This window comes from Pseudomonadota bacterium, assembly GCA_022572885.1.
Taxonomy (GTDB): Bacteria; Pseudomonadota; Gammaproteobacteria; order Steroidobacterales; family MnTg04; genus MnTg04.
On sequence record JACZVC010000019.1, the window covers coordinates 17,791 to 37,941 of the forward strand.

At 56.3% G+C, this 20,151-nt stretch carries 17 protein-coding genes and 1 pseudogene; 12 read left to right on the plus strand and 6 right to left on the minus strand.

The features are described from left to right. Positions 1-320: 320 nt before the first annotated feature. From IIA05_08360 to IIA05_08370, 3 genes are all read left to right on the plus strand, one after another. Positions 321-1,292 (plus strand): NAD(P)-dependent alcohol dehydrogenase, encoded by a 972-nt coding sequence (locus IIA05_08360; protein ID MCH9027110.1) that lies wholly within the window; start codon positions 321-323, stop codon positions 1,290-1,292. Positions 1,293-1,394: 102 nt separating this feature from the next. Then, positions 1,395-2,780, plus strand: coding sequence for an amidohydrolase family protein (locus IIA05_08365; GenBank protein MCH9027111.1), 1,386 nt, complete (start codon positions 1,395-1,397; stop codon positions 2,778-2,780). Continuing rightward, a complete protein-coding gene (locus IIA05_08370; GenBank protein MCH9027112.1) occupies positions 2,777-4,078 on the plus strand; it encodes an acyltransferase in 1,302 nt (433 codons plus the stop codon). The genes IIA05_08365 and IIA05_08370 overlap by 4 nt, the downstream gene beginning before the upstream one ends. Before the next feature lie 42 nt (positions 4,079-4,120). Here the strand turns inward: IIA05_08370 and IIA05_08375 are convergent, their stop codons facing one another. Next, on the minus strand, positions 4,121-5,638 hold the full coding sequence (locus IIA05_08375; protein ID MCH9027113.1) for a phospholipase D family protein: 1,518 nt from the start codon (positions 5,636-5,638) through the stop codon (positions 4,121-4,123). Between the two features lie 212 nt (positions 5,639-5,850). Here IIA05_08375 and IIA05_08380 point away from each other — a divergent pair, with 212 nt between their 5' ends. From IIA05_08380 to IIA05_08410, 7 genes are all read left to right on the plus strand, one after another. After that, positions 5,851-6,501: an ankyrin repeat domain-containing protein gene (locus tag IIA05_08380; protein ID MCH9027114.1), complete on the plus strand. Its 651-nt coding sequence runs from the start codon at positions 5,851-5,853 to the stop codon at positions 6,499-6,501. A gap of 260 nt (positions 6,502-6,761) precedes the next feature. Next, the gene (locus IIA05_08385; GenBank protein ID MCH9027115.1) at positions 6,762-9,866 is read left to right on the plus strand and encodes an efflux RND transporter permease subunit; all 3,105 of its coding nucleotides are present in this window, start codon (positions 6,762-6,764) and stop codon (positions 9,864-9,866) included. 22 nt (positions 9,867-9,888) lie between these two features. Then, positions 9,889-10,989: an efflux RND transporter periplasmic adaptor subunit gene (locus tag IIA05_08390; GenBank protein MCH9027116.1), complete on the plus strand. Its 1,101-nt coding sequence runs from the start codon at positions 9,889-9,891 to the stop codon at positions 10,987-10,989. Between the two features lie 135 nt (positions 10,990-11,124). Beyond that, positions 11,125-11,835 (plus strand): OmpA family protein, encoded by a 711-nt coding sequence (locus tag IIA05_08395; GenBank protein MCH9027117.1) that lies wholly within the window; start codon positions 11,125-11,127, stop codon positions 11,833-11,835. A 143-nt stretch (positions 11,836-11,978) separates the two neighbouring features. Continuing rightward, positions 11,979-13,016, plus strand: coding sequence for a low specificity L-threonine aldolase (locus IIA05_08400; GenBank protein MCH9027118.1), 1,038 nt, complete (start codon positions 11,979-11,981; stop codon positions 13,014-13,016). Further along, positions 13,017-14,468, plus strand: a complete 1,452-nt coding sequence (locus tag IIA05_08405) for an alkaline phosphatase (GenBank protein ID MCH9027119.1) — start codon at positions 13,017-13,019, stop codon at positions 14,466-14,468. Between the two features lie 73 nt (positions 14,469-14,541). Continuing rightward, positions 14,542-14,976 carry an OsmC family protein gene (locus IIA05_08410; protein MCH9027120.1) on the plus strand — a complete coding sequence of 145 codons (435 nt, stop codon included), beginning with the start codon at positions 14,542-14,544 and terminating at the stop codon, positions 14,974-14,976. A gap of 378 nt (positions 14,977-15,354) precedes the next feature. Here the strand turns inward: IIA05_08410 and arfB are convergent, their stop codons facing one another. From arfB to IIA05_08435, 5 genes and pseudogenes are all read right to left on the minus strand, one after another. Then, positions 15,355-15,777, minus strand: coding sequence for an aminoacyl-tRNA hydrolase (gene arfB, locus IIA05_08415; protein MCH9027121.1), 423 nt, complete (start codon positions 15,775-15,777; stop codon positions 15,355-15,357). Positions 15,778-15,802: 25 nt separating this feature from the next. Further along, positions 15,803-16,645, minus strand: a pseudogene (locus tag IIA05_08420) (DMT family transporter). A 26-nt stretch (positions 16,646-16,671) separates the two neighbouring features. Next, positions 16,672-17,085: a GFA family protein gene (locus IIA05_08425; protein ID MCH9027122.1), complete on the minus strand. Its 414-nt coding sequence runs from the start codon at positions 17,083-17,085 to the stop codon at positions 16,672-16,674. A 35-nt stretch (positions 17,086-17,120) separates the two neighbouring features. Further along, entirely contained in the window at positions 17,121-17,327 is a 207-nt protein-coding gene (locus IIA05_08430) for a SlyX family protein (protein MCH9027123.1), read from the minus strand. A 48-nt stretch (positions 17,328-17,375) separates the two neighbouring features. Beyond that, positions 17,376-19,394 (minus strand): amidohydrolase family protein, encoded by a 2,019-nt coding sequence (locus IIA05_08435; protein MCH9027124.1) that lies wholly within the window; start codon positions 19,392-19,394, stop codon positions 17,376-17,378. 177 nt (positions 19,395-19,571) lie between these two features. On the opposite strand from IIA05_08435, the gene IIA05_08440 reads away from it, so the two are divergent. Both IIA05_08440 and IIA05_08445 read left to right on the plus strand, forming a co-directional pair. Next, entirely contained in the window at positions 19,572-19,955 is a 384-nt protein-coding gene (locus IIA05_08440; GenBank protein ID MCH9027125.1) for a hypothetical protein, read from the plus strand. Next, on the plus strand, positions 19,952-20,143 hold the full coding sequence (locus IIA05_08445; GenBank protein MCH9027126.1) for a helix-turn-helix transcriptional regulator: 192 nt from the start codon (positions 19,952-19,954) through the stop codon (positions 20,141-20,143). The genes IIA05_08440 and IIA05_08445 overlap by 4 nt, the downstream gene beginning before the upstream one ends. Positions 20,144-20,151: the final 8 nt, after the last annotated feature.

Here is a 20,151-nt window from a genome sequence, read left to right on the forward strand (position 1 = left end):
GTTATTTTTGTCCTAGATTGTGGATGTCCTGGCTTTTTACTGGCTTTTTAGTGCTGAGGTAATTGCCAAGATAATGGTGCCGGCGCCGATTCGTGAGACCGTTTCGTGTTACAAACGGCCGCCATTTAGGCTATAGATGTACGGTCGGATTGAAAGCCGGCCACCCCCTGTTTGCGGGAGACGGATCAATGAAGCTACGTTACAAAGTCGCGGGAGGTATCCTGATTGTCCTGGCGGTCGCGATATCGTCACTGGCCCTTGTTCTGAGCCACAACTCCGCCTGCGGACCGGCGCCGGCGGTCTCCGATGACACGGAGCTGATGAAAGCCATTGTCTATCGTTGCTATGGTTCACCCGATGTGCTCGAGTTTGAAGACGTCCAAAAACCGACGCCTGCGGACGATGAGGTTCTGGTAAAGATCCACGCAGCTGCCGTCAATCCACTTGACTGGCACTTCATGAGAGGCTCCCCATACATCATGCGGCTAATGTCCGGTCTGGGCGCACCAAATAACACGAGCATGGGAGTCGACTTTGCGGGGACGGTCGAGGCAGTCGGCAGAAACGTCAAGCGGTTTAAGCCGGGAGATGAGGTATTTGGCGGCAGTAGCGGAGCTTTCGCCGAGTATGTAATTGTTCGTGAGGACCGGGCACTGGTTCTGAAACCGGCCAACATGACATTTGCGCAGTCGGCTACAGTAGCTATAGCGGGGATTACCGCACTTCAGGCTCTTCGTGACAAGGGAAGAATAAAGCCGGGTCAGAGAGTCTTGATTAACGGCGCGTCGGGCGGCGTGGGGACGTTCGCGGTGCAGATCGCCAAGTCATTCGGTGCCGAGGTGACCGGCGTATGCAGCACACGGAATGTGGAAATGGTTCGCTCGATCGGCGCCGATCATGTCATCGATTACACCCGGGAGGACTACACCAAAAGTGGGCAACGTTACGACCTGATCATCGATAATGTTGGCAATCACTCGCTGTTAGCGAACAGGCGGGTTCTTGATCCCGACGGCATTTTCGTCATCGTCGGAGGACCAAAAGGTAATTGGCTAACGCCTTTTTTGAGTCCGATCAAGGCGCTTATGGTGTCACCGTTCGTGGGCCAGGAATTCGTCATGATTCTGGCGCAACTTCGCCAGGATGACCTAGCCATCCTGGCTGACCTCATGCAGGCCGGCAAAGTGACGCCAGTCATCGACCGACGTTACCGATTGAGTGAGGTTCCGGCGGCGATCCGGTATTCGGAAGAAGGACACGCTCGAGGAAAAATAGTAATCGATTTGGAATAGAACCGCGCCGAACAGCGGTCGCCATCCATCGACGCAGCGCTTTTTGCTCCAGGCATCTGTTGCGCATAAGCTGTTTCGAAATCATGCCAGGAGGACGCTAGAATGGGACCCGTGGTCAAGACTCTTTTCGCAACACTCATCATCTTATCTGCCACCATATCTGGTGCCAATGCGCAGGACAGGACGGCTCTGGTAGGGGGTCGCCTGATCGATGGCTATGGTCATGCGCCGATCCAGAACAGCGTTATCCTGATTGAAGATGATACGATCGTAAAGGTTGGGACGGTAGACACGCTGCCAGTGCCTGATGGCTATAAAATCATCTCGACAGACGGCATGGATGTTTTGCCGGGCTTGTGGGAAAGCCACGCGCATCTCATGCTTAGCGGCCATGCCGACTATCCTCACTGGCAGGCAACTTATCTTGATCGGTTGGCAGATGAAATCATGCCCGCTACGGCAAGCCATCTTTTATTGGCCGGCGTGACATCGGCCCGTGACCTGGGGGCGCCACTCGAGCCGTCAAAATCAGTCAAGGAGCGGATCGATCGCGGTGAAATACCGGGGCCGCGCCTTTTTATGTCTGGACCGTTCCTGCAGGCAGAAGTTGAGGACTGGCAAGACGCGTATCGCTGGTCGGTGCGCTCCGTGGCGGATGCGCGGGCAAAAGTTGCGAAGCTGGATGATGCCGGCATGGTCATCGTGAAGTTGATCGATCAGGACAAACTCCCGCGAAAGGTCGCCAAGGCAATTGTCGATGAAGCCCATGCTCGCGGAATGAAGGTTGTCGGGCATGCTCACCGCCCGAATGAAATCCGTGTCGGCTTGGAGATCGGCATCGATAATTTCGAACACACGGGGTTGACTACAGCGCCTGAATATCCGCCTGATATCATGGCGGCCCTGAAAGAGCGTACAGCCACGGGCCGTATCGCCGGGGGACCTCTCTACTGGACGCCGACGGTCGAAGGCCTGTGGAATTTCGACCGCACGGTCGCGAACCCGGAAAAACTTGATGATGATTGTTGGGAGCGCGGCCTCAAGGAAGATACGATCGCCGATATTCGCGCATCCATCGCCAATCCGGGACAGCTCGGCTATACACGCCTGACGCCGTTGCGCAAACCAACACTGAAAAGAAAAATTGCCCAGCTACGCGAAGCAGGGGTGGTGTTCCTGGTGGGTACCGACAGCGGTATCCCAATGAAATTTCACTGTCAGTCTACGTGGAATGAGATGGATGTTCTGGTCCGCGTCATGGGCATGCCGGTCATGGATGTGATCCGCGCGGCGGTTTACTGGCCTGCCGTTATGATGGGCGTTGAAGATGAACTGGGTACCGTATCTGCGGGCAAGAAAGCTGACATCATTGCTGTGCGTGGAGACGTGTTGGAATATATCAATCTGCTCCAGCATGTGGAATTCGTGATGAAGGGCGGGGTGGTTTACAAACAGGACGGCAAGCCGGTTGAGGAAAACCTGAATTGAGCATCTGGTCACAGGCCCAAGACATGGCCGCGCAAACGCCTGACGAGCGAAATCGTTATGTCGATTTTCTTCGCGCCGTGTCGATCCTGGCGGTCATCACTGGCCATTGGTTGATCGTTGCTCTGTATTACCAGGACGGTACGCTGACCCCGGGTACTCTCCTGACGATTCAACCGGAAACGCAGTGGCTGACCTGGTTGTTCCAGGTAATGCCGATATTTTTCATCGTCGGTGGTTACGCCAATGCCGTCTCGCTGGAAAGTGCGCGCCGGCGTGGGGTCGGTTATGCAGGCTGGCTGGCTGCGCGTCTGAATCGACTGGTTACCCCGCTGCTTGCCTTGTTGCTGGGCTGGGCAATATTCGCCGTACTCTTGTATTTCTGGGACGTCAGTGGTGGTGTCATTGCCCTGGCGTCGCGAGCCGCGCTGATACCGATTTGGTTTCTGGCCATCTACATCATGGTTGTCGTGCTCGCTCCGGCAACATACAAAGCGTGGCGGCGGTGGGGTTTCGCGTCGTTCTGGGTTTTCGCGGCTGGCGGGGCGCTGGTCGATATCGCTTTTTTTGCGGCGGACCTTCGTTGGGCGGGCTGGAGTAACTATTTCTGGATCTGGCTCTCTGTGCACCATCTGGGCTACGCATGGCGGGACGGCCGTATGGGAAGTCCGGCGCGGCTCATGTCTTACTCGGCGCTGGGCTTGCTGGCGCTCGTGTTGCTGGTTTTTGCGGGGCCATATCCTCTCGCCATGGTGGGATCGCCGGATGAAGGGCTGAGCAACACGGCCCCGCCGAAAATTACTTTGCTGGCGCTGGCTGTTTTTCAGTTTGGTTTGCTGTTGGCTGTCGAAAAACCGATGCGGCGCATGTTATCCGGTCTGCGTGTCTGGGCAGCGACGGTTTTGATCAACAGCATGATCATGACGATCTATCTCTGGCATCTGACGGTTATGGTGATCATTGTTTCGCTGGCCTACCTGGCCGGAGGCCTGGGATTGGGATTCGAACCCGGGAGTTCCGAGTGGTGGCTTACCCGTCCGCTCTGGGTAGCCGTTCTTTATGCGGTGTTATTGCCGGTGGCCTTGCTGATGGCGCCATTGGAGAGGCGTGCGCGCCCGCCCGATGCTGCTGTCCCGGCTGCGGCGAGGCAGGTCGGTGGTGCGGTACTTATATGCCTGGGCGTCGCGCTGCTTGCTCTTTTCGGGTTCGGCAATGCTCCGTTGCCGGGGCTTGATATCGCTGCGTTCCTAATGGTTGTTGCGGGTGCTTCGATCAGTGGTTTGTTGCCGGGGTTCAAGTGAAATCAAAATGATCGGGACGTCTTGGGCATCTTCGTAAACCGGCTACAAGATCGGGTCTATCGGGAGCAGCTTCAAAAGTCTCAGCTTGAATCGCGTGCCGCGACTAACTTCTTTGTCCGGATTAAAACTGGCCGTCGTTCTCCAGCTGTTCTCCGGCCTGATGTCTCTTTCGATACTTTTCGTCAGCTGCTCACCTAATTGTAGATTGTCGACCAGCACGCCAACTTCGGTGTTCAAATTTGCGGAACGCGGATCGAGATTGAAAGTACCGATAAACACCTTGCTATCGTCGATCACCATACTCTTGGCATGCAGCGCGAAAATGGGGTTCTTGTGCGCCAGTTGCGGATAGCGCTCGATCAATTCAACCTGGATTTGCGGGTGGGGTTTGTACTCGTATAACTCGATTCCTGCATCGAGCAATTTGTTTCTTTGCTTATGGTAGCCGCTGAAGGCTTCCAGGTTGTCGGTAGACGCCAGCGAGTTCGTAGAAATACGAATTCTTACGCCGCGCTCATGCAGGTCAGCAAATAACTCGATGCCATCTTTAGGCAGGATCAGGTACGGGGATTGAATCAGTATTGAATGTCTTGCGTCTTTTATCGCGGCAATCAGCGCCTGCGTTGACGTACCGCCACCCGCCAAGCCGGATTCTCCGGTATTTTTTCCCGGTTTGTCGCTGATGAATCTGGCCTCTTCCCAAACCATCGCCTGCAACATTTTGGGGAAATATCTTGGCATCTCTTCAATCGCGGTTCGTATCGCAGGTTCAAAATTCCGCGGATCGCTGGCATATGCATGAAGTTCCTCGTACCAGAGATGCGCTTCCTCTGCAGATGGCAGGGCGTCCCGGTCTCCCAGTAGCTGTGCAACCGGCACCGCCAGGGAACTTTCCCAGAATTCATTGAAGTTGGCGCTCATATCCTGAACAGCGGGTCCCAGGAGCAAGATATCCCGATCACGAAAGTTGTACTCCTGATCGAAATCAAAATATTCGTCAGCCATGTTGCGGCCGCCGGTAATGCCAGCCAGGCCGTCAAATATCGCAGTCTTGTCATGCATGCGTTGGTTGGTTTCACGGAAATCAACGACTAAATTTGCGATGCGGCGGAAAAAGGAGATCCCGACCGTGTACTTCGGGTTGTAAATTCGAATGTGGACCTGCGGGTGAGCAGCAAGCAGCAGCAGTGTTTTGTCTTCAGCATCAATCAGAAAATCGTCGACCAGGACCCGTACCGTTACTCCGCGTTCAGCCGCTCGCAACAGCATTTCAGCCGCAAGTGTCCCGATATTGTCAGTGCTCCATATGAAGTACTGAATGTCGATCGTTTTTTCGGCATGCTGCGCCAGCCACGCACGGCCCATTAATGCTTCCTCGCCCTTTTCGAGTATATAAATACCCGTCTTTTCCCTCATCAGCTCGGTGCATGCTTCGCAGTTGACATCGACCCAGTCCCTTAACGGCTGACTTGAAACATTTACCGGGAAAAGCAACAGCAACGAGAAGCTCGCCACGCAGGCGCGAAGGTGCTGCAGAATGTAGAAAGCGGGTAACTTCATGGTAATGCGAGAGCTCCTTTTCGGTCAGGTCCGATATTACTGCAGTACGACCACCCGGTCGTGTGAAACCGAGTGTCGACATCGGTTGGTAACAGGTCTGACGCCAGCCCGCCAACAGGCAAAGTCCACGCCGTCTGCTATATTGAACAAATAAGCCGAAAAAAGAAAACTGCAATTAAATGCTCGGGCATCCTGTTTTGAGGGGGAGATAAATGTCAGCAAGTGAAAAAATCTTCGCCGCGGTTACGGCAGACAATCGGGGCGGATTTCAGGCGCTGATAGCTAAAGACCCATCCCTTGTCCAGGTCAGGAACGAACAGGGCTTGTCCTTGCTGATGTGGATGCTTTATCAGCAAAGGGCCAACTGGCTGGACGAGATCAGACCGCTGCTCGGGGAACTCGATTTTTTCGAAGCGGCAGCCATCGGCGATGTGGTACGGATAAAAAACCTGCTCGACGAGCAACCCGACCCGGTAAACACGGTTGCGCCGGATGGGTTTCAGGCTCTGGGGCTGGCCTCCTTTTTTGCTCAACCGGCAGTCGTCGCAGTACTGATTGCGGCGGGCGCCGATGTCAATTACCAGGCGCCGGGTAACCGGCTTGCCGCACTGCATGGTGCCGTGGCCGGCAAATGCGCAGCCAGCGCCAGGCATCTGCTGGCCGCTGGCGCCAACATCGATGCCCAACAGCAGGGTGGCTATACCGCCTTGATGGCCGCTGCGGCAAATGGCTTGATCGAAATACTCAAGCTGTTGCTCGAGCACGACGCCGACCCCGCGATCACCGACGACCAGGGCAATACCGCCCGCGACCAGGCTTTGCAAAAAGGTCAGCATGGAATGGCGGATTTGCTGCCGGTCTGAAATGTTCGAAAACCGTCATTTTCTTTTTTCAGTTCATCGCTTCGCCGCTGATGTTGTTGGCATCGGTACGACAGGACGTGCATGGTGATCGACAGTGCGTTTTCCTCTACCCACATTCGCCCGAGCCTTTGCGACCAGTGGTTTTGTCACTGCGCCAACTCACACCAAAGCCTCGCCGGACTCAAGTAAGGTAACATCCAGGATCATGCCGCCGGCAACGGAACTTGAAAACCGGGAATCGAACAGAAACCAGACTACCCATGACGATTACTGAAAAAAGCCTGAGAAACCCCGCTGCGATCGCCGTGGTCGTCGCCTTGATCGCGTTGTTTGGTGCGTTGGCAATTTACAAGCTACCGATCCAGTTACTGCCCGAAATTTCGCAACCACGAATAACGGTTTTCAATAACTGGCGTCAGGCGGCGCCTGCGGAGGTCGAGGCCAATATCGTAGAGCCGCAGGAGAGAATCCTCAGGTTTATCCCGGGCGTGACGGAAATTACCAGCAATGTCCGTCGCGGCTCCGGTCGTATCACGCTGACTTTCGATATCGACACCGATATGCAGGACGCGCTGATCCGGGTTATAAACGCGGTGAACCAGGCGCCCCCGTTACCGGTCGATGCCGGCGAGCCGTTTGTCTTTGGTGGGGCCGGTTTCAACTTACCGACGGTCGCTTCGCTGCTGATACGCCCGTTGCCGAGTAACCCAAATCAGGAAATGGCCAGCTACCAGAAACTGATCGAGGAGACGGTGCAGCCAAGACTGACCCGTATCCCGGGCGTTTCACAGGTCCACCTTAGAAGCCAGCGGGACAGGCAGATTCACATCAAGTTCGATCCATACAAGGCTGCGGCGCTCGGTATTCGCGTCGAAGATATCGCCGCGGCGATCGGACAGGCGGTTGACGTATCAGGCGGTTTCGCCGATGTGGGGCGTCGCCAGTACACAGTCCGTGTCGTCGGACAGCAACAAATTGATGAAATGGACGAGTTGATTATTGGCTGGAGCGGTAATCGCCCGTTGTATCTGCGTGAAGTCGCGGAGATCGAAGTTGATCTTGCGCCGGAGCAAGGGTTCACCTTGCGCAACGGCTATCCATCGTATTACATCCAGATTCAGCGAGAAAACGCTTCCAATACGGTTGATATTCTCGACCGGATCAACCTTGCGCTTGACGAACTCAACGCCGGTCCGTTACTGGAAGCCGGGCTGACCATGGATCTGAGTTTCGATTCCTCGGTCTACATTCGTCGCGCCATCTCGCTGGTGCGGACAAACCTGGGTCTTGGTGTGTTGCTGGCGCTCGGTGTTTTATGGTTTTTCCTGCGCAGTGTGCGCATGACGCTGCTGATTGCGATGGCGATTCCCGTGTCGCTGATGGGTGCATTTGTCGCGCTGGATATTTTTGGTCTCACCCTCAATGTAATTTCGCTGGCCGGCCTGGCATTTGCCGTCGGCTTGGTGCTGGATGCGGCGATTATCGTACAGGAGAATATCGTTCGTTACCGTCAGAGCGGCGAACAGGGCGATTATGCGGTTTTGCATGGCGCATCCCAGGTTTCCGGCGCATTATTTGCCTCGACGCTGACCAGTGTCGCGATTTTTCTGCCGATCCTGTTCATGAAGGGCATGGAAGGCCAGTTGTTTGCCGATCTGGCCCTGACCTTGTCGGTCGCGGTGCTCGCTTCGTGGGCCGTGGCCATGACCGTCTTGCCGGCAGCCAGTTCGCGCTGGCTGAGCAAGGAAGAAAGAAAGGATCCGATGTCCCATTGGTGGGATCGCGTCACCGGTCTGATGATGAGATTGACCGATACCCGGTTTCAACGCAGCGCGTGGATCGGCGGACTGCTGGTCTCGGCGGTTGCGATTACTGTACTGCTGATGCCGAAAGCGGATTTCCTGCCATCGGCAAAGGCCGATGCAGTGCAGACCTTTTTCAGTTTGCCAGCCGGCAGCACCGTGAAAATGCTGGAAACGGAAATTGCCAGCGAGATCGTGCGGCGCCTGAAGCCATACATGGATCACGAGCAAAAGCCCTATATCAACGGATACAACCTGTCGATGTACGGCTCGTACAGTATGCTCTACCTGTATCCGGAAGAGCCGGATGAAGTTGACGATTTTCTCGCCCTGCTTAGAGATGAGTTGTTGGTTGGTCTGCCGGATACACAAGCGTTCCCAACCCGTGCCTCGCTGCTCAGTTTTGGCTTCAGTGGCGGGCGCGCGATCAACGTGGATCTGCAGGGGCCGGATATCGGCGCACTGATGGCTGGCGCCAGGGTCGGCATGCAGGCAATCGACGAATTCCTTCCCGGCGCAGTGGCTCGTCCCGTGCCGGGACTGTCGATTTCGGAGCCGGAGCTTCAGATCGACCCAAACGAACGTCAGATTGCCCAGTCCGGGCTCAGCCAACGCAGCTTCGCCAGCGCCGTGCGGGCGATGACCGGTGGTCTTTTTGTCGGCGAATATTTCGATGGCAACGATCGCATGGACATGATTCTCAAGTCGGGTGAGTGGTCTTCGCCGGAAGCGTTGGCGGCCATGCCAATCAGTACGCCATTGTCTGGCGTGCAGACCATCGGCAGCCTGGCGACGATTACCCGTACGGTGGGACCGAGCCAGTTGCAACGGGTGGACGGGCAACGGACCGTCAGTTTGCAGGTCATACCGCCGGAGAACATGACTGTCGAAGAGGCGCTGGCCATACTGCGTTCAGATGTCGGGCCGAAAATTCAGCAGGCTTTGCCCACTGACGCCAGCATTAGCTACCGGGGCAGTGCGGACCGGCTGGAAGGCGCGTTAAAGGAAATGAGGAACAATTTCCTGCTCGCGATCCTGATTCTGTTCATGATCATGGCGGCGATTTTCCGTTCGCTGCGTGACGGTTTCCTGGTGCTGCTGGTCATGCCACTGGCGTTGGCCGGCGGGGTGCTTGGCCTGCGCCTGCTCAATATTGTGACATACCAGTCCATGGATTTACTGACCATGATTGGCTTTATTATTTTGCTGGGTCTGGTGGTGAACAACGCCATTCTTTTGGTCAGCCAGACCCGCCATGCAGAGAAAAGCAAAGGCTATGACCGCCGCTCTGCCGTCGCCGAGGCAATCAGGGTTCGTGCCCGGCCTGTTTATATGAGCACGCTGACCAGTATTTTTGGTATGTTGCCACTGGTCGTGATTCCAGGCGTCGGCTCGGATGTATACCGCGGACTGGCCGCGGTCATTGTTGGCGGTATGATGGTCAGCGCGTCTTTCACGCTGGTCTTGCTGCCCAGCCTGTTACGCCTCGGGGAGGAGCGGCGGACAACCATCGTCGGCACCGGCAGCCCGGGTCAGGTCGCTGCCAGCCGGGAGACAGGCTGAGGATTTTACTGGGATGAACATGATGAGTAATTCAAACATGATCTCCTTGCTTGCGGTCTTGATGAGCCTGGCGGGCAGCCCGCTCTATGCCCAGGGGCAGCAGATGCCGCCAAAACCCGTATCGGTGGCTGGCGTCACCAGCACTCAGATCAGGCAGACGGTGCCGATAGCAGGGACCATCTATAGCCGCAACGATGTACAGATCACTGCCGCAATCAGCGGGCCATTGGTCTTTGTCGCAGAGCCGGGTACTTATGCCAAAGCCGGCGACGTCGTTGCTCGTATCGACGACACTGACCTTCGCTTGCAGAAACTGGAACAGAAAGCGCTGGCGCACAGGGCGAAAATCAGCCTGCGGTTTCTGAACAGTCAGCTCGAGCGTCAGCGCAGGCTGGCCCAAACGCTGGCGACATCGATCAACCAGCTCGAACAGACCGAGTCGGACCGGGATGTTGCGGAGAGCGACTTGTCGATTGCTGCCTTGCGACTCGAGCGAATCCAGGAACAACTCGACAGGGCGGTAATTCGTGCGCCATTCAGTGGTGTCATTACCGATCGCCTGCGGCGTGAGGGTGAATATGTATCGCCCGGAAATGTGCTGGCGAGGCTGACCGACACGGAAAACCTCGAAGTCAGGGTGGAAGTCCCAGTCAATTACGCTGGCCGCGTGAATCGTGGCGACAGCCTGAAGATGTTTGGTTTCGAGTCCGAGTTTTCAGGAAATATTCGTTCGGTTATCCCATCGACGGATGTACGTTCGCAAACCTTTGAGATACGGGTGGAGCTTCCCGAGGATGCCGGGCGTGAATGGTCCATCGGCCAGCTGATCAGCGTAGCGGTGCCGATGCGCAGTATGGAAGAAACACTGGTTGTTCCTCGCGATGCATTGGTACTCCGGCGCGAAGGAACCTATGTTTATCGCATCGACGAAGACAACACGGCGCATCGGATCACGGTCGAAATCGGCGACGGTGATGGTGCGATGGTCGCGGTAAGCGGTGATTTGATGCCCGGCGACCGGGTTGCTATACGCGGTGCCGAGACTTTGCAGGAAGGTTCTATAGTCAACATCGTCAATCAAGGTCAGGGAGCCGGTTCCACCGCCAACCCTGGTGGAGGGTAATAATTTTCGCTCTGGACATTCATAATTTGTCATTATTTGTGCCCACGCTGTCACTGTTTCGCCATGGTGGCGTTTTTTTTGTCCCTTGTAATTGGATCCATGACGCAATATCGCGTGACGACAAGGGGAAGACAGATGAAAAAGGCAAACATGATGGCAATTCTGGCAGCGGCATCGGTATTTTTTACGACCGCTGAGCTTAGGGCGGACGATGCGAAACACGCGTCTGAGGGCAAGGGATTCGGAACCGGCGCCGTGGTCGGTGTCCTGGTCGGCGGACCGGTGGGCGCGGCAATCGGCGCAGGCGTCGGCGCCTGGCTGGGAAATCGCATCGCGGTCGCCAAACGCGTGGACCCGCTGGAACAGGAATTGGAGATCGCAAATTCCGCCGCTAACGGTCTCAAACAGGAACTCACAATAATCCGCGATGAGCTACGCCAGCAAGAAAGTCTGAGCGCGGAACTGCAGCACCGGCAGTCGCGGCTTGCGGGCCTGAGCCTGCAGGTGCTGTTCAAAACCGGTAACGCAGATATAGATGCCGCTACTGGTGAGCGCATGGCCGAACTCGCGGAGATCATGACCACACAGCCCGGGTTTACGCTCGAAATAGACGGTTACGCAGACGAACGCGGTGACGAGTCGTTCAACCTCGAACTGTCACGCAAGCGTGCCGATACGATTGTCGCGGCCTTGATCGCGTATGGCGTGCCAGCGGAAAGACTGCAGGTCCACGCGCACGGCGAGGTCACCGGCAGTACGGAAGGCGACCTGGATGCTTACGCACTGGAACGGCGTGTGACCATGCGTCTGGTCGAGTCCAAAGCGGGCAGGGTGGCAAGCAACTGATCCCGGGCTTGACGCAAAAATGTGGGGAGGCGGGGGCCGAATCGATGGGTTTGGCCCCCTTTTTTGTTGCGTGCCCGCTAATGAATTGCGACACTGACCGCCGTTTTTCCCGATAGTAGCGCTCCGGATCATCGGCTATGAGCATCAATTTTCGCAGTGACAATGAAGCGCCAGCCGCGCCTGAAATTCTGGATGCGATCGCAGCGGTCAACCACGGCTTCGTGCATTCTTACGGCGAGGACCAACTAACCGCCGATCTTGAACAGAAATTCTCTGACGTATTTGCCACCGATGTGCAAGTTTGGCCGCTGGCAACCGGCACGGCCGCGAATTCCTTGGCGATGGCGCAGATTTGTGAGCCCATCGGTTCAATTTATTGTCACGCACACGCTCACTTGAATACCGACGAATGTGGCGCACCGGAATTTTTTACCGGCGGAGCGAAACTGGTCGGTCTCAAGGGCGATCATGGCAAAATCCAGGCAGGAGATCTGGCTTCTGCGCTGGATGAGACCGGTTATCTGGACGATCACGAAGTCCTGCCATCGGGTCTCTCCCTCAGTCAGGCTACCGAGTTCGGAACGGTTTATACGCCCGACGAAGTGAAATCCTTGTGCGAGGTCGCCCGCGCCCGCAATCTCAAAGTACACATGGATGGCGCTCGTTTTGCCAACGCGGTTCAGTCGCTGGGCGTGGCACCCGCCGATCTGACCTGGAAGGCCGGTGTCGACCTGATGAGCTTCGGCGCGACAAAAAACGGTGCGCTGATGGCGGAGGCCCTGCTGGTGTTCGATCCTGCGCTGGCCGTGCAACTCGGACGCAAGCGCAAGAGAGCCGGACACCTGCTGAGCAAGATGCGCTATGTCTCGGCCCAACTGGATGCTTGTTTGAGCGATGGCCGCTGGCTGGGATGGGCGGCCAATGCCAATCAGCAGGCCACGAGATTATCCGCGGGTCTGACCGGGCTGCCAGGCATCGATTTGCTGCACCCTGTGCAGGCGAACGAGGTTTTCGTCCGCATGGATGAAAAAATATCAGGTGGTCTCTACGAGGCCGATTTTCAGTTTCATCTTTGGCCAGGGACCCAGGATATTTACCGCTTGGTCTGTGCCTGGTGTACCAAGGACGAAGAGGTTGATGCCTTGCTGAGCAAGGCGTCCCAACTGGCTGCCGATAGCTGAATGACTGTCATTTTTTCCATAGCAGCCAAAAAGTGTCGGGTCCGGCTTTGGTTTTCTGCCTGCCTTTGCCTGGTTGCCGCCAGTACGGCATCTGCCGATGCACCCAGGAACCTGATTTTGATGATACCGGACGGGTTGGGCCCCGCAGCCGTTACGCTTGCGAGATCGTACTGGGGCGAGTTGGTCATGGACCAGATTTTGGTCGGCAGCGCGAGCGTCTCCTCGACCGATTATCGCATTCCTGACTCCGGCGCGGCAGCCACGGCGATTGCCACTGGCGTCAATACGCTTAATCGCGCCATCGCGGTTGATGGCGAAGGACAGCCGTTGCTGACGCTGATCGAATCGGCGGAAAAAAATGGCATGCGGACCGGCCTCGTGGTCAGCAGCCCGATTCAGCATGCGACGCCGGCCGCGTTTACCGCGCACGTAGATCATCGTGACAAGTACCGGCAGATTGCATCGCAACAACTGGAATTGGGTGTCGATCTGTTACTCGGCGGCGGCGCGAGATATCTTGCGGCCGGGCCGGTGACCGATGAGGACATTGCAGACAATGACCTGGCGACCGCGATGCCGTTGCCCGAGCAGCCGGATATGCTGTGGTATCCCGATCTGTACCGGAAAGCGAAGGCAGCAGGCTACCAGCTCATTACGACTCGAGCGGAACTTGCGCAGGCAAAGTTGCCGGTACTCGGCGTCTTTGCGAGCAACTGGCTGACCCCGACGCTCGACCGGCTTCATGGTGATGCGACCGATCAGCCGGACCTGGCGGAAATGACGCGCTTTGCGCTGGACCGGCTGGCTGATGCCGATCAAGGATTCGTCTTACTCATCGAAGGCAGCTCGATCGATAGTGCGGGACACTATTATGATCCAGGCTGGCTGGTTCACGATATCCGTGAGTTTGACCGGGCGCTGTCGGTCGCGCTGAATTTTGCCAGGCAACGAGAGGATACGCTGCTGGTCGCATTGGCCGATCATGAAACCGGTGGTCTGACTCTGGGCCGCATGCTTCGTGACGAGCAGATCGGGGAGAAAAATTACTCGCGTGATTGGGATCTCGATATTTTAAGACAACAGAAGGCAACGGTCATGGCTATGCTGACCCTGATCAAAAATGGCGGCGACCCGGTCGCCGTGTTTGTCGAGAAAACCGGAATCGAGACCATTTACCCGAATCAGAAAAAAAGTCTGCTGGCGATTCCCGCTATGGATCTCGAAGACGAGGATATCGAGGAAGACGCGATGCGGGTGATCGGCGCGATACTTAGCAGCCATGTCAAAGTAGACTGGAGCACACGCTTCCATACGGCTGTCGATATAGGGGTCTATGCTTTTGGGCCCGGAGCGGAGCGCTTTGCTGGTTACCATCCGAACTGGCAGATCGGTCGCATGCTTGCCGAACTCATGGATCTGCCGGTAGCTGGCACGAACTCCAAGCGTGAGTAATTTGCCATGGATCAAGGCGTCAAATTGTCAAAATTGCTCGAATAATATCGGTAATTAATATCTGGAGAAAAAAATGCAGGGATTTCCTCACCGTTACCCGGTCAGTGCAAGTGCAAAGAAGGACGGACTGGTTTTGCTTGATTCACCCGGGGCGGCGCAACTCGCTTCGGCGCCGCCGATCGAGTTCGATGGTCCGGGCGACCAATGGTCCCCCGAATCGTTACTCACCGCGTCGGTGGCCGATTGTGTAATCCTGACCTTCAGGGCCATCGCAAGAGCCTCGAAGCTGGAATGGAACGAAATCGAAATGCAAGTCGACGGAACGCTCGATCGGGTCGATCGGGTTACCCGGTTTACTCATTTTGATATCCAGGCACGTCTGCGTATTCCAGCAGGGACAGATGCCGACAAGGCGAAGCTATTGCTGGAAAAAGCCGAGAAAAACTGCCTGGTCAGCAACTCCCTGAATGCGGAAAAGTCCATGGCGGTTAGCGTGGAAATCGGCTGACGCCACTCGAGCCGCGATGATTGTGGCAACATGGATTTTGCCGTGGCTCAATCTTAGGCCCGGGGGCGTCCGCCATTTCGTGATAATTCCAACTGAATGAATTCACAATCTTTTCACGGGCCCGCACCGTACAGCGCTGAAGGATTTTCTGATTTATGCACTGGCAACCGGGCTGATTGGCTACGGATTTTTGTACCCGCACGCCTGTTCCTTCAAATGGCGGCCCGCCGTTTTGCTGCAAAAGCTGGGCGTTGCCGCTCCTCCTTTGGTTGTGGCGCCTTATTTTGTGATAGCTGGCTATCTCGAGCGAAACGCAAAGTTGATGAACAGACATAGGTCGCGTGGCAACAGCTAGGTTATCGACTGAAAACACCGGTATTACTGGTCGCGGGGCGTCACCCTGGCGCGCAGGGTCTTGGTTTTTCCACGTCGTGTTTTGTCGTCCACACGTTTTTTTCTCGCATTCCTGCCAGGTCGCGTTTTCTTGCGCTTTTTCTTGATGGCGGTTGCACTGCGGATCAGGTCCCGCAACCGGTCCAGCGCTGCTTCGCGATTTTGTTCCTGGCGGCGATGCTGTTGCGCCTTGATCACCACGACGCCTTCTTTGTTGATGCGCTTGTCCTGAAAGCGCAACAACGTTTCCTTCACTACATCGCTCAGCGATGAGCGCCGGATATCGAAACGCAGATGAACCGCGCTCGAAACTTTGTTGACATTCTGGCCGCCGGCACCCTGTGCGCGAATCGCGGTAAATTCGATCTCGCTGTCCGCTATCTGGATATTCTCGTTGACTGTCAGCATGAATGGGTTCCGCACAGACCTGCGCTCAGGATACTCCTGCCTTGGCTGCATTGCGTGAGCCAAAAATAGCCAGACCAATGCCGCCCAGAATCAGGCCAGATGACAAACTCAGCCGCATAGTCAGGCTTTCGGCAAGAAATAGAACGCCGCCGAGGGCAGCTATTACCGGTACCGACAACTGCACAGTGGCCGCGCGCGTGGCACTCATCGCGCGCAGCGCTGCGTACCAGATGACGTAACCCAGCCCGGAAGCAAGGGCGCCCGAGATGATCGCGAGGACGATGCCCTTCGGCGATAACCAGATGTCATCGGCAAACCATATGCTCACCGCAAGTGTCGCAGGCACACAGCGGAGGAAATTGGATGCCGTGTCGGTGAGCGGGCTACTCGCTTTTCGACTGCGCAGGGAATAAATACCCCAGCATACGCCAGCCAGGCACATCATCGCGGCAGCGCCCAGCGGCGGAGACGACAAGCCTGGCAGGAGCAGGTAAATCAGGCCCAGCAAAGCGAGGATCAGGCCTGCCCACTCCATATGATGCGGGCGGTCGCCGGACCAAAGTGCAGTGCCGACCATGGTGACCTGTACCGCCGCAAAAAGGATCAAAGCGCCAGTACCGGCATCCAGGCTGATATAAGCAAGAGAGAAGGGCAGTGCGTAGAAAAAAAGCATCGCCGCCGACATCCAGCTGCCTTCGCTTCGCAGCCGATCTTTCTTGGTGCTCGCCAAGACGATCACCAGCAAAGTGGTTGCGCCGGATAGCAGGCGGATCGATGTGAAACTGATGGCGTCTATTGTTTCCGCGCCGAGCGCCATCCGGCAGAGTACCGAATTGGCCGCGAAGGCCAGCAGGGCAAGCGTTGTCAGGGCGAAATTAATGGATATGCCGGTGGCTATTTGTCAGGGTATTTCGCAAAGTGCGGTGCGGACGACATGTCGTCATACCAATGCGCCCGGTTGTCCCAGAAAATGATGTTGTCGGGGTGTATGCCTGGATCGTCGTCCAGCGTGCCCGCCGGAATAACGACAATATTCCTTTCTGTGGATAACCTGGGCACCGGCGATCCACATTCAGCGCAGAAATTCCGGCCAAAACTTTTGGCGGAATCCAGTTTGAAATCGCGTATCAGGTCTTCACCCTCGGTCCAGCTCAAATTATCCGGTGTCGTGAAAATATTGCTGGCATGCGCCGAGCCCGTGGCTTTCCGGCATCTTGAACAGTGGCAGACAAAAAAGGATTTGAATGGGCCGCGTAATTCAAATTTTACTTTTCCGCAAAGACAGCTGCCGTTAATGACATCGCTCATCGCTCGTTTCTCCACGCCAGGTTCAAGCAAACCTGTCAATAATGCGGCGGCCGCTCATCCCGATCGGCGTCACCTTCGATCATTTCCGCCAATCCCTTCTGCCGGTCAACAAGGTATTTGCAACTAACGCGCAGTTCTTCGATGTCCTTTTGCTGGCTGCTTACGATGTCGTTCAAAGTTTGCAGTGTGTCTTCCAGGTAGGCGATTTTTGTTTCGACAGAGTCGATTCGATTATCGGCCATATCGGTCGGACTCCTTGCGCATTTTTCGGACGCCGGCATGGGCAAAAATCAATCCGGTTTCCTGAATTTCAGCGTCATGCGGTCGCTTTCGCCAATCGCGAGATATTTATCCCGATCGACGTCTTTCAAACGCAGTGAAGGAGGCAGCGTCCACACCCCTTCCGGATGATCCCTGCTGTCATTCGGGTTGGCATTGATCTCGCCGCTTTCAACGAATTCGAAACCTGCCGATTCCGCGAGTTTTATGACGTAGTCCTGGCGAACATAACCGGAAACAACTTTCGGGTCCTGCTCGTTTCCAGGGTCGGCACGGTGCGCTACGACGCCCAGGATGCCGCCCGGCTTCAATGCGGCATACATGCCGGCGAGCGCTTCAGGGGCAACACCTTCTCTCATCCAGTTATGGACGTTTCTAAAGGTCAAAACCATATCGGCGGAACCCGGCGGGGCGATAGCGAGCAACAATGGCGGGTCGAAAACCGTGACTTCGACTTTAGAATAACTGCCGGGGTCGGCCGCCAGTTTGGCATTAAACTTTTCCGCATTCGACCTGAAATAATTGCTTTCGGAATCGGGGTCGAAGCTTGCCGCGTATAACTTGCCGTTGTCCTTCAGATAGGGTGCAAGGATCTCGGTGTACCAGCCGCCCCCGCCAGGCGAAATTTCAACGATCGTCATGTCCGGTTTGATGCCAATAAATTCCAGCGTTTCGACCGGATGCCGGTAATGATTGCGCGCCCTGGAAGCTTCGCTGCGGTGATCGCCATCGGCGATTGCGGCCAGGCTTGCCGGCAGCGAACGGTCAAATTCGACGCCGTTGCGCCAGACCCTGGCAATCTGGCGGGAGTCGGTAATATCGCGGGTCGGATTGCCGTCGATCAATACCAGGTCGGCGAGCAGCCCCACCGCAATCCGCCCGCGGTCGGCAAGGGCAAACGCATCGGCCGCGTTGGCTGTCGCCGCCGACAGGGCTTCGACGGGACTCAGACCCGCCTGGACCAGCAGTTCCAATTCACGGTGCATGCTGATTCCATGCATGACGCCCGCATTGGGAGGATCGGTACCGGCCACCAGCATGACACCGGCGTCGTGCAGCCCGCGAACCGCATCGAGAAACTGATCCAGATTTTCGAGATTTTGATTTTCATTGCCAGCCGTCAGATTGGCGATCATTTCATCGTCAAGATATGGCGTCACTGCCGGGTCTTTCGCAATCAGGGCGCGCGCACTTCCCATGACAAAGCCATCCGGAACGGACAGTGTTGCGGTGACAAACATGCCGTGTTCCGCCAGTAATTTCGACAATTCAGGCTCGGCGCCCGATGTACGCCAGATATGCGCCAATCCGTCCGCGCCCGCGTCAATGACTGTTCTGACGTCATCGGGCGTTTCGATGTGGGCGACAACTTTCAAGTTTCGCTTATGTGCGGCCTCGACCAGCGCCCGCGTGGTAGCGGCGCTCATGGTTGGCATGCCGTTCATTGCCCGCGCGCCGTTTAGCACGATTTTCTGGTAATCGGCGCCATTGGCAAGCCGTTCGGCGACGAAAGCGTCCGCCTGTAGTGGACCGTCTACAGTGGGAATAACAATGTCGTATTCGGTGCCGTGGCCGCCCGGCGGAGTTGCCAGCATATCGGTGGACAGGAAGTCGGCAACATCGTCGCGAGTTTCCGCAGCCATTTTCAGAACGGGGAAAACCCCCGGCCAGGTCATCTGGTCGAGGTTGGTCGTTACCCCGAATCGCAACGCGGTCTGTAGCTGGGTCACGGATGAGGTGTGGGTATGGGTATCGATCATGCCCGGCATCAAGGTCATGCCGCCGGCATCGATGATTTCCAGCCCCCCGGGGAGTTCACTGCTATCGCTGATTTCCGAGATCAGCCGGTCGCGGACCACCACATGAAATCCGTCCAGTACCCGGGTGCCATCGAAGACCCGGGCGTTGGCAATGACAAAACCGCTGTTGCCGGCGCTTTGCGCCACGCTGGCGCAGCTCGCAATCAATAACAGGGGCAGTAACCAGGTGGCACGCGCGATGCGATGGATTTTGCTGTGTCTCGTATTCACAAGTATTCCTTTTCCGTAGTGACTCCGCCGGGTAGCGGTGATTCTCAACCGATTTTAGCCTTAAAAGAAACCGGTCGCGACCGGACGACCTAACAATCGAGGAATATGTAAAGGGTGCTTGACATCCAGGTCAAAAAGCGTAGTGTAAAGGTTGCTTTACACTGAAAGGAGACCAGGATGTCCGCCATGACTTTTAATCGATTCCGCCGCGAGTTCTTTTTCGCCGGAATTTCTGCTGTTGCGCTGATGGTTGTGATGTATCTGTTGAATTTAGATCGGGACGCAAACAAGGCCCTGATCATCGGCCTGATACCGGCATTGCCGGGTCTCGCCGCGGTGACCATCCTGATGCTGGCCCGGTCACGCATGGATGAACTCGAGCGCAAGATCCACGATGCTGCGCTGGCCTTCGCGTTTGCGGCCAGCCTTTTTCTACTCGTAGCCTATGGTGTCCTGCAAGCGTCGATAGGCGCACCTACCCTGAATTGGGCGCTGGCTGCGGCCTTGATGAGTTGCACCTGGGGGACGGGGTGGATTGTCTTCGAGCGTCTTTACCGGTGAGAAACAAGGTCAGGGAGTTGCGCTCTGCGATGAACTGGACCCAGGCCGATCTGGCAAAGGCGCTCGATGTGTCACGCCAGACCGTCAATGCAATCGAAAGGGAGAAGTACGATCCCAGCCTGCCGCTGGCTTTTCGTATTGCGACGTTGTTTGACAAGCGCGCGGAGGACGTCTTTATCGCTGATTGACCAAGCAG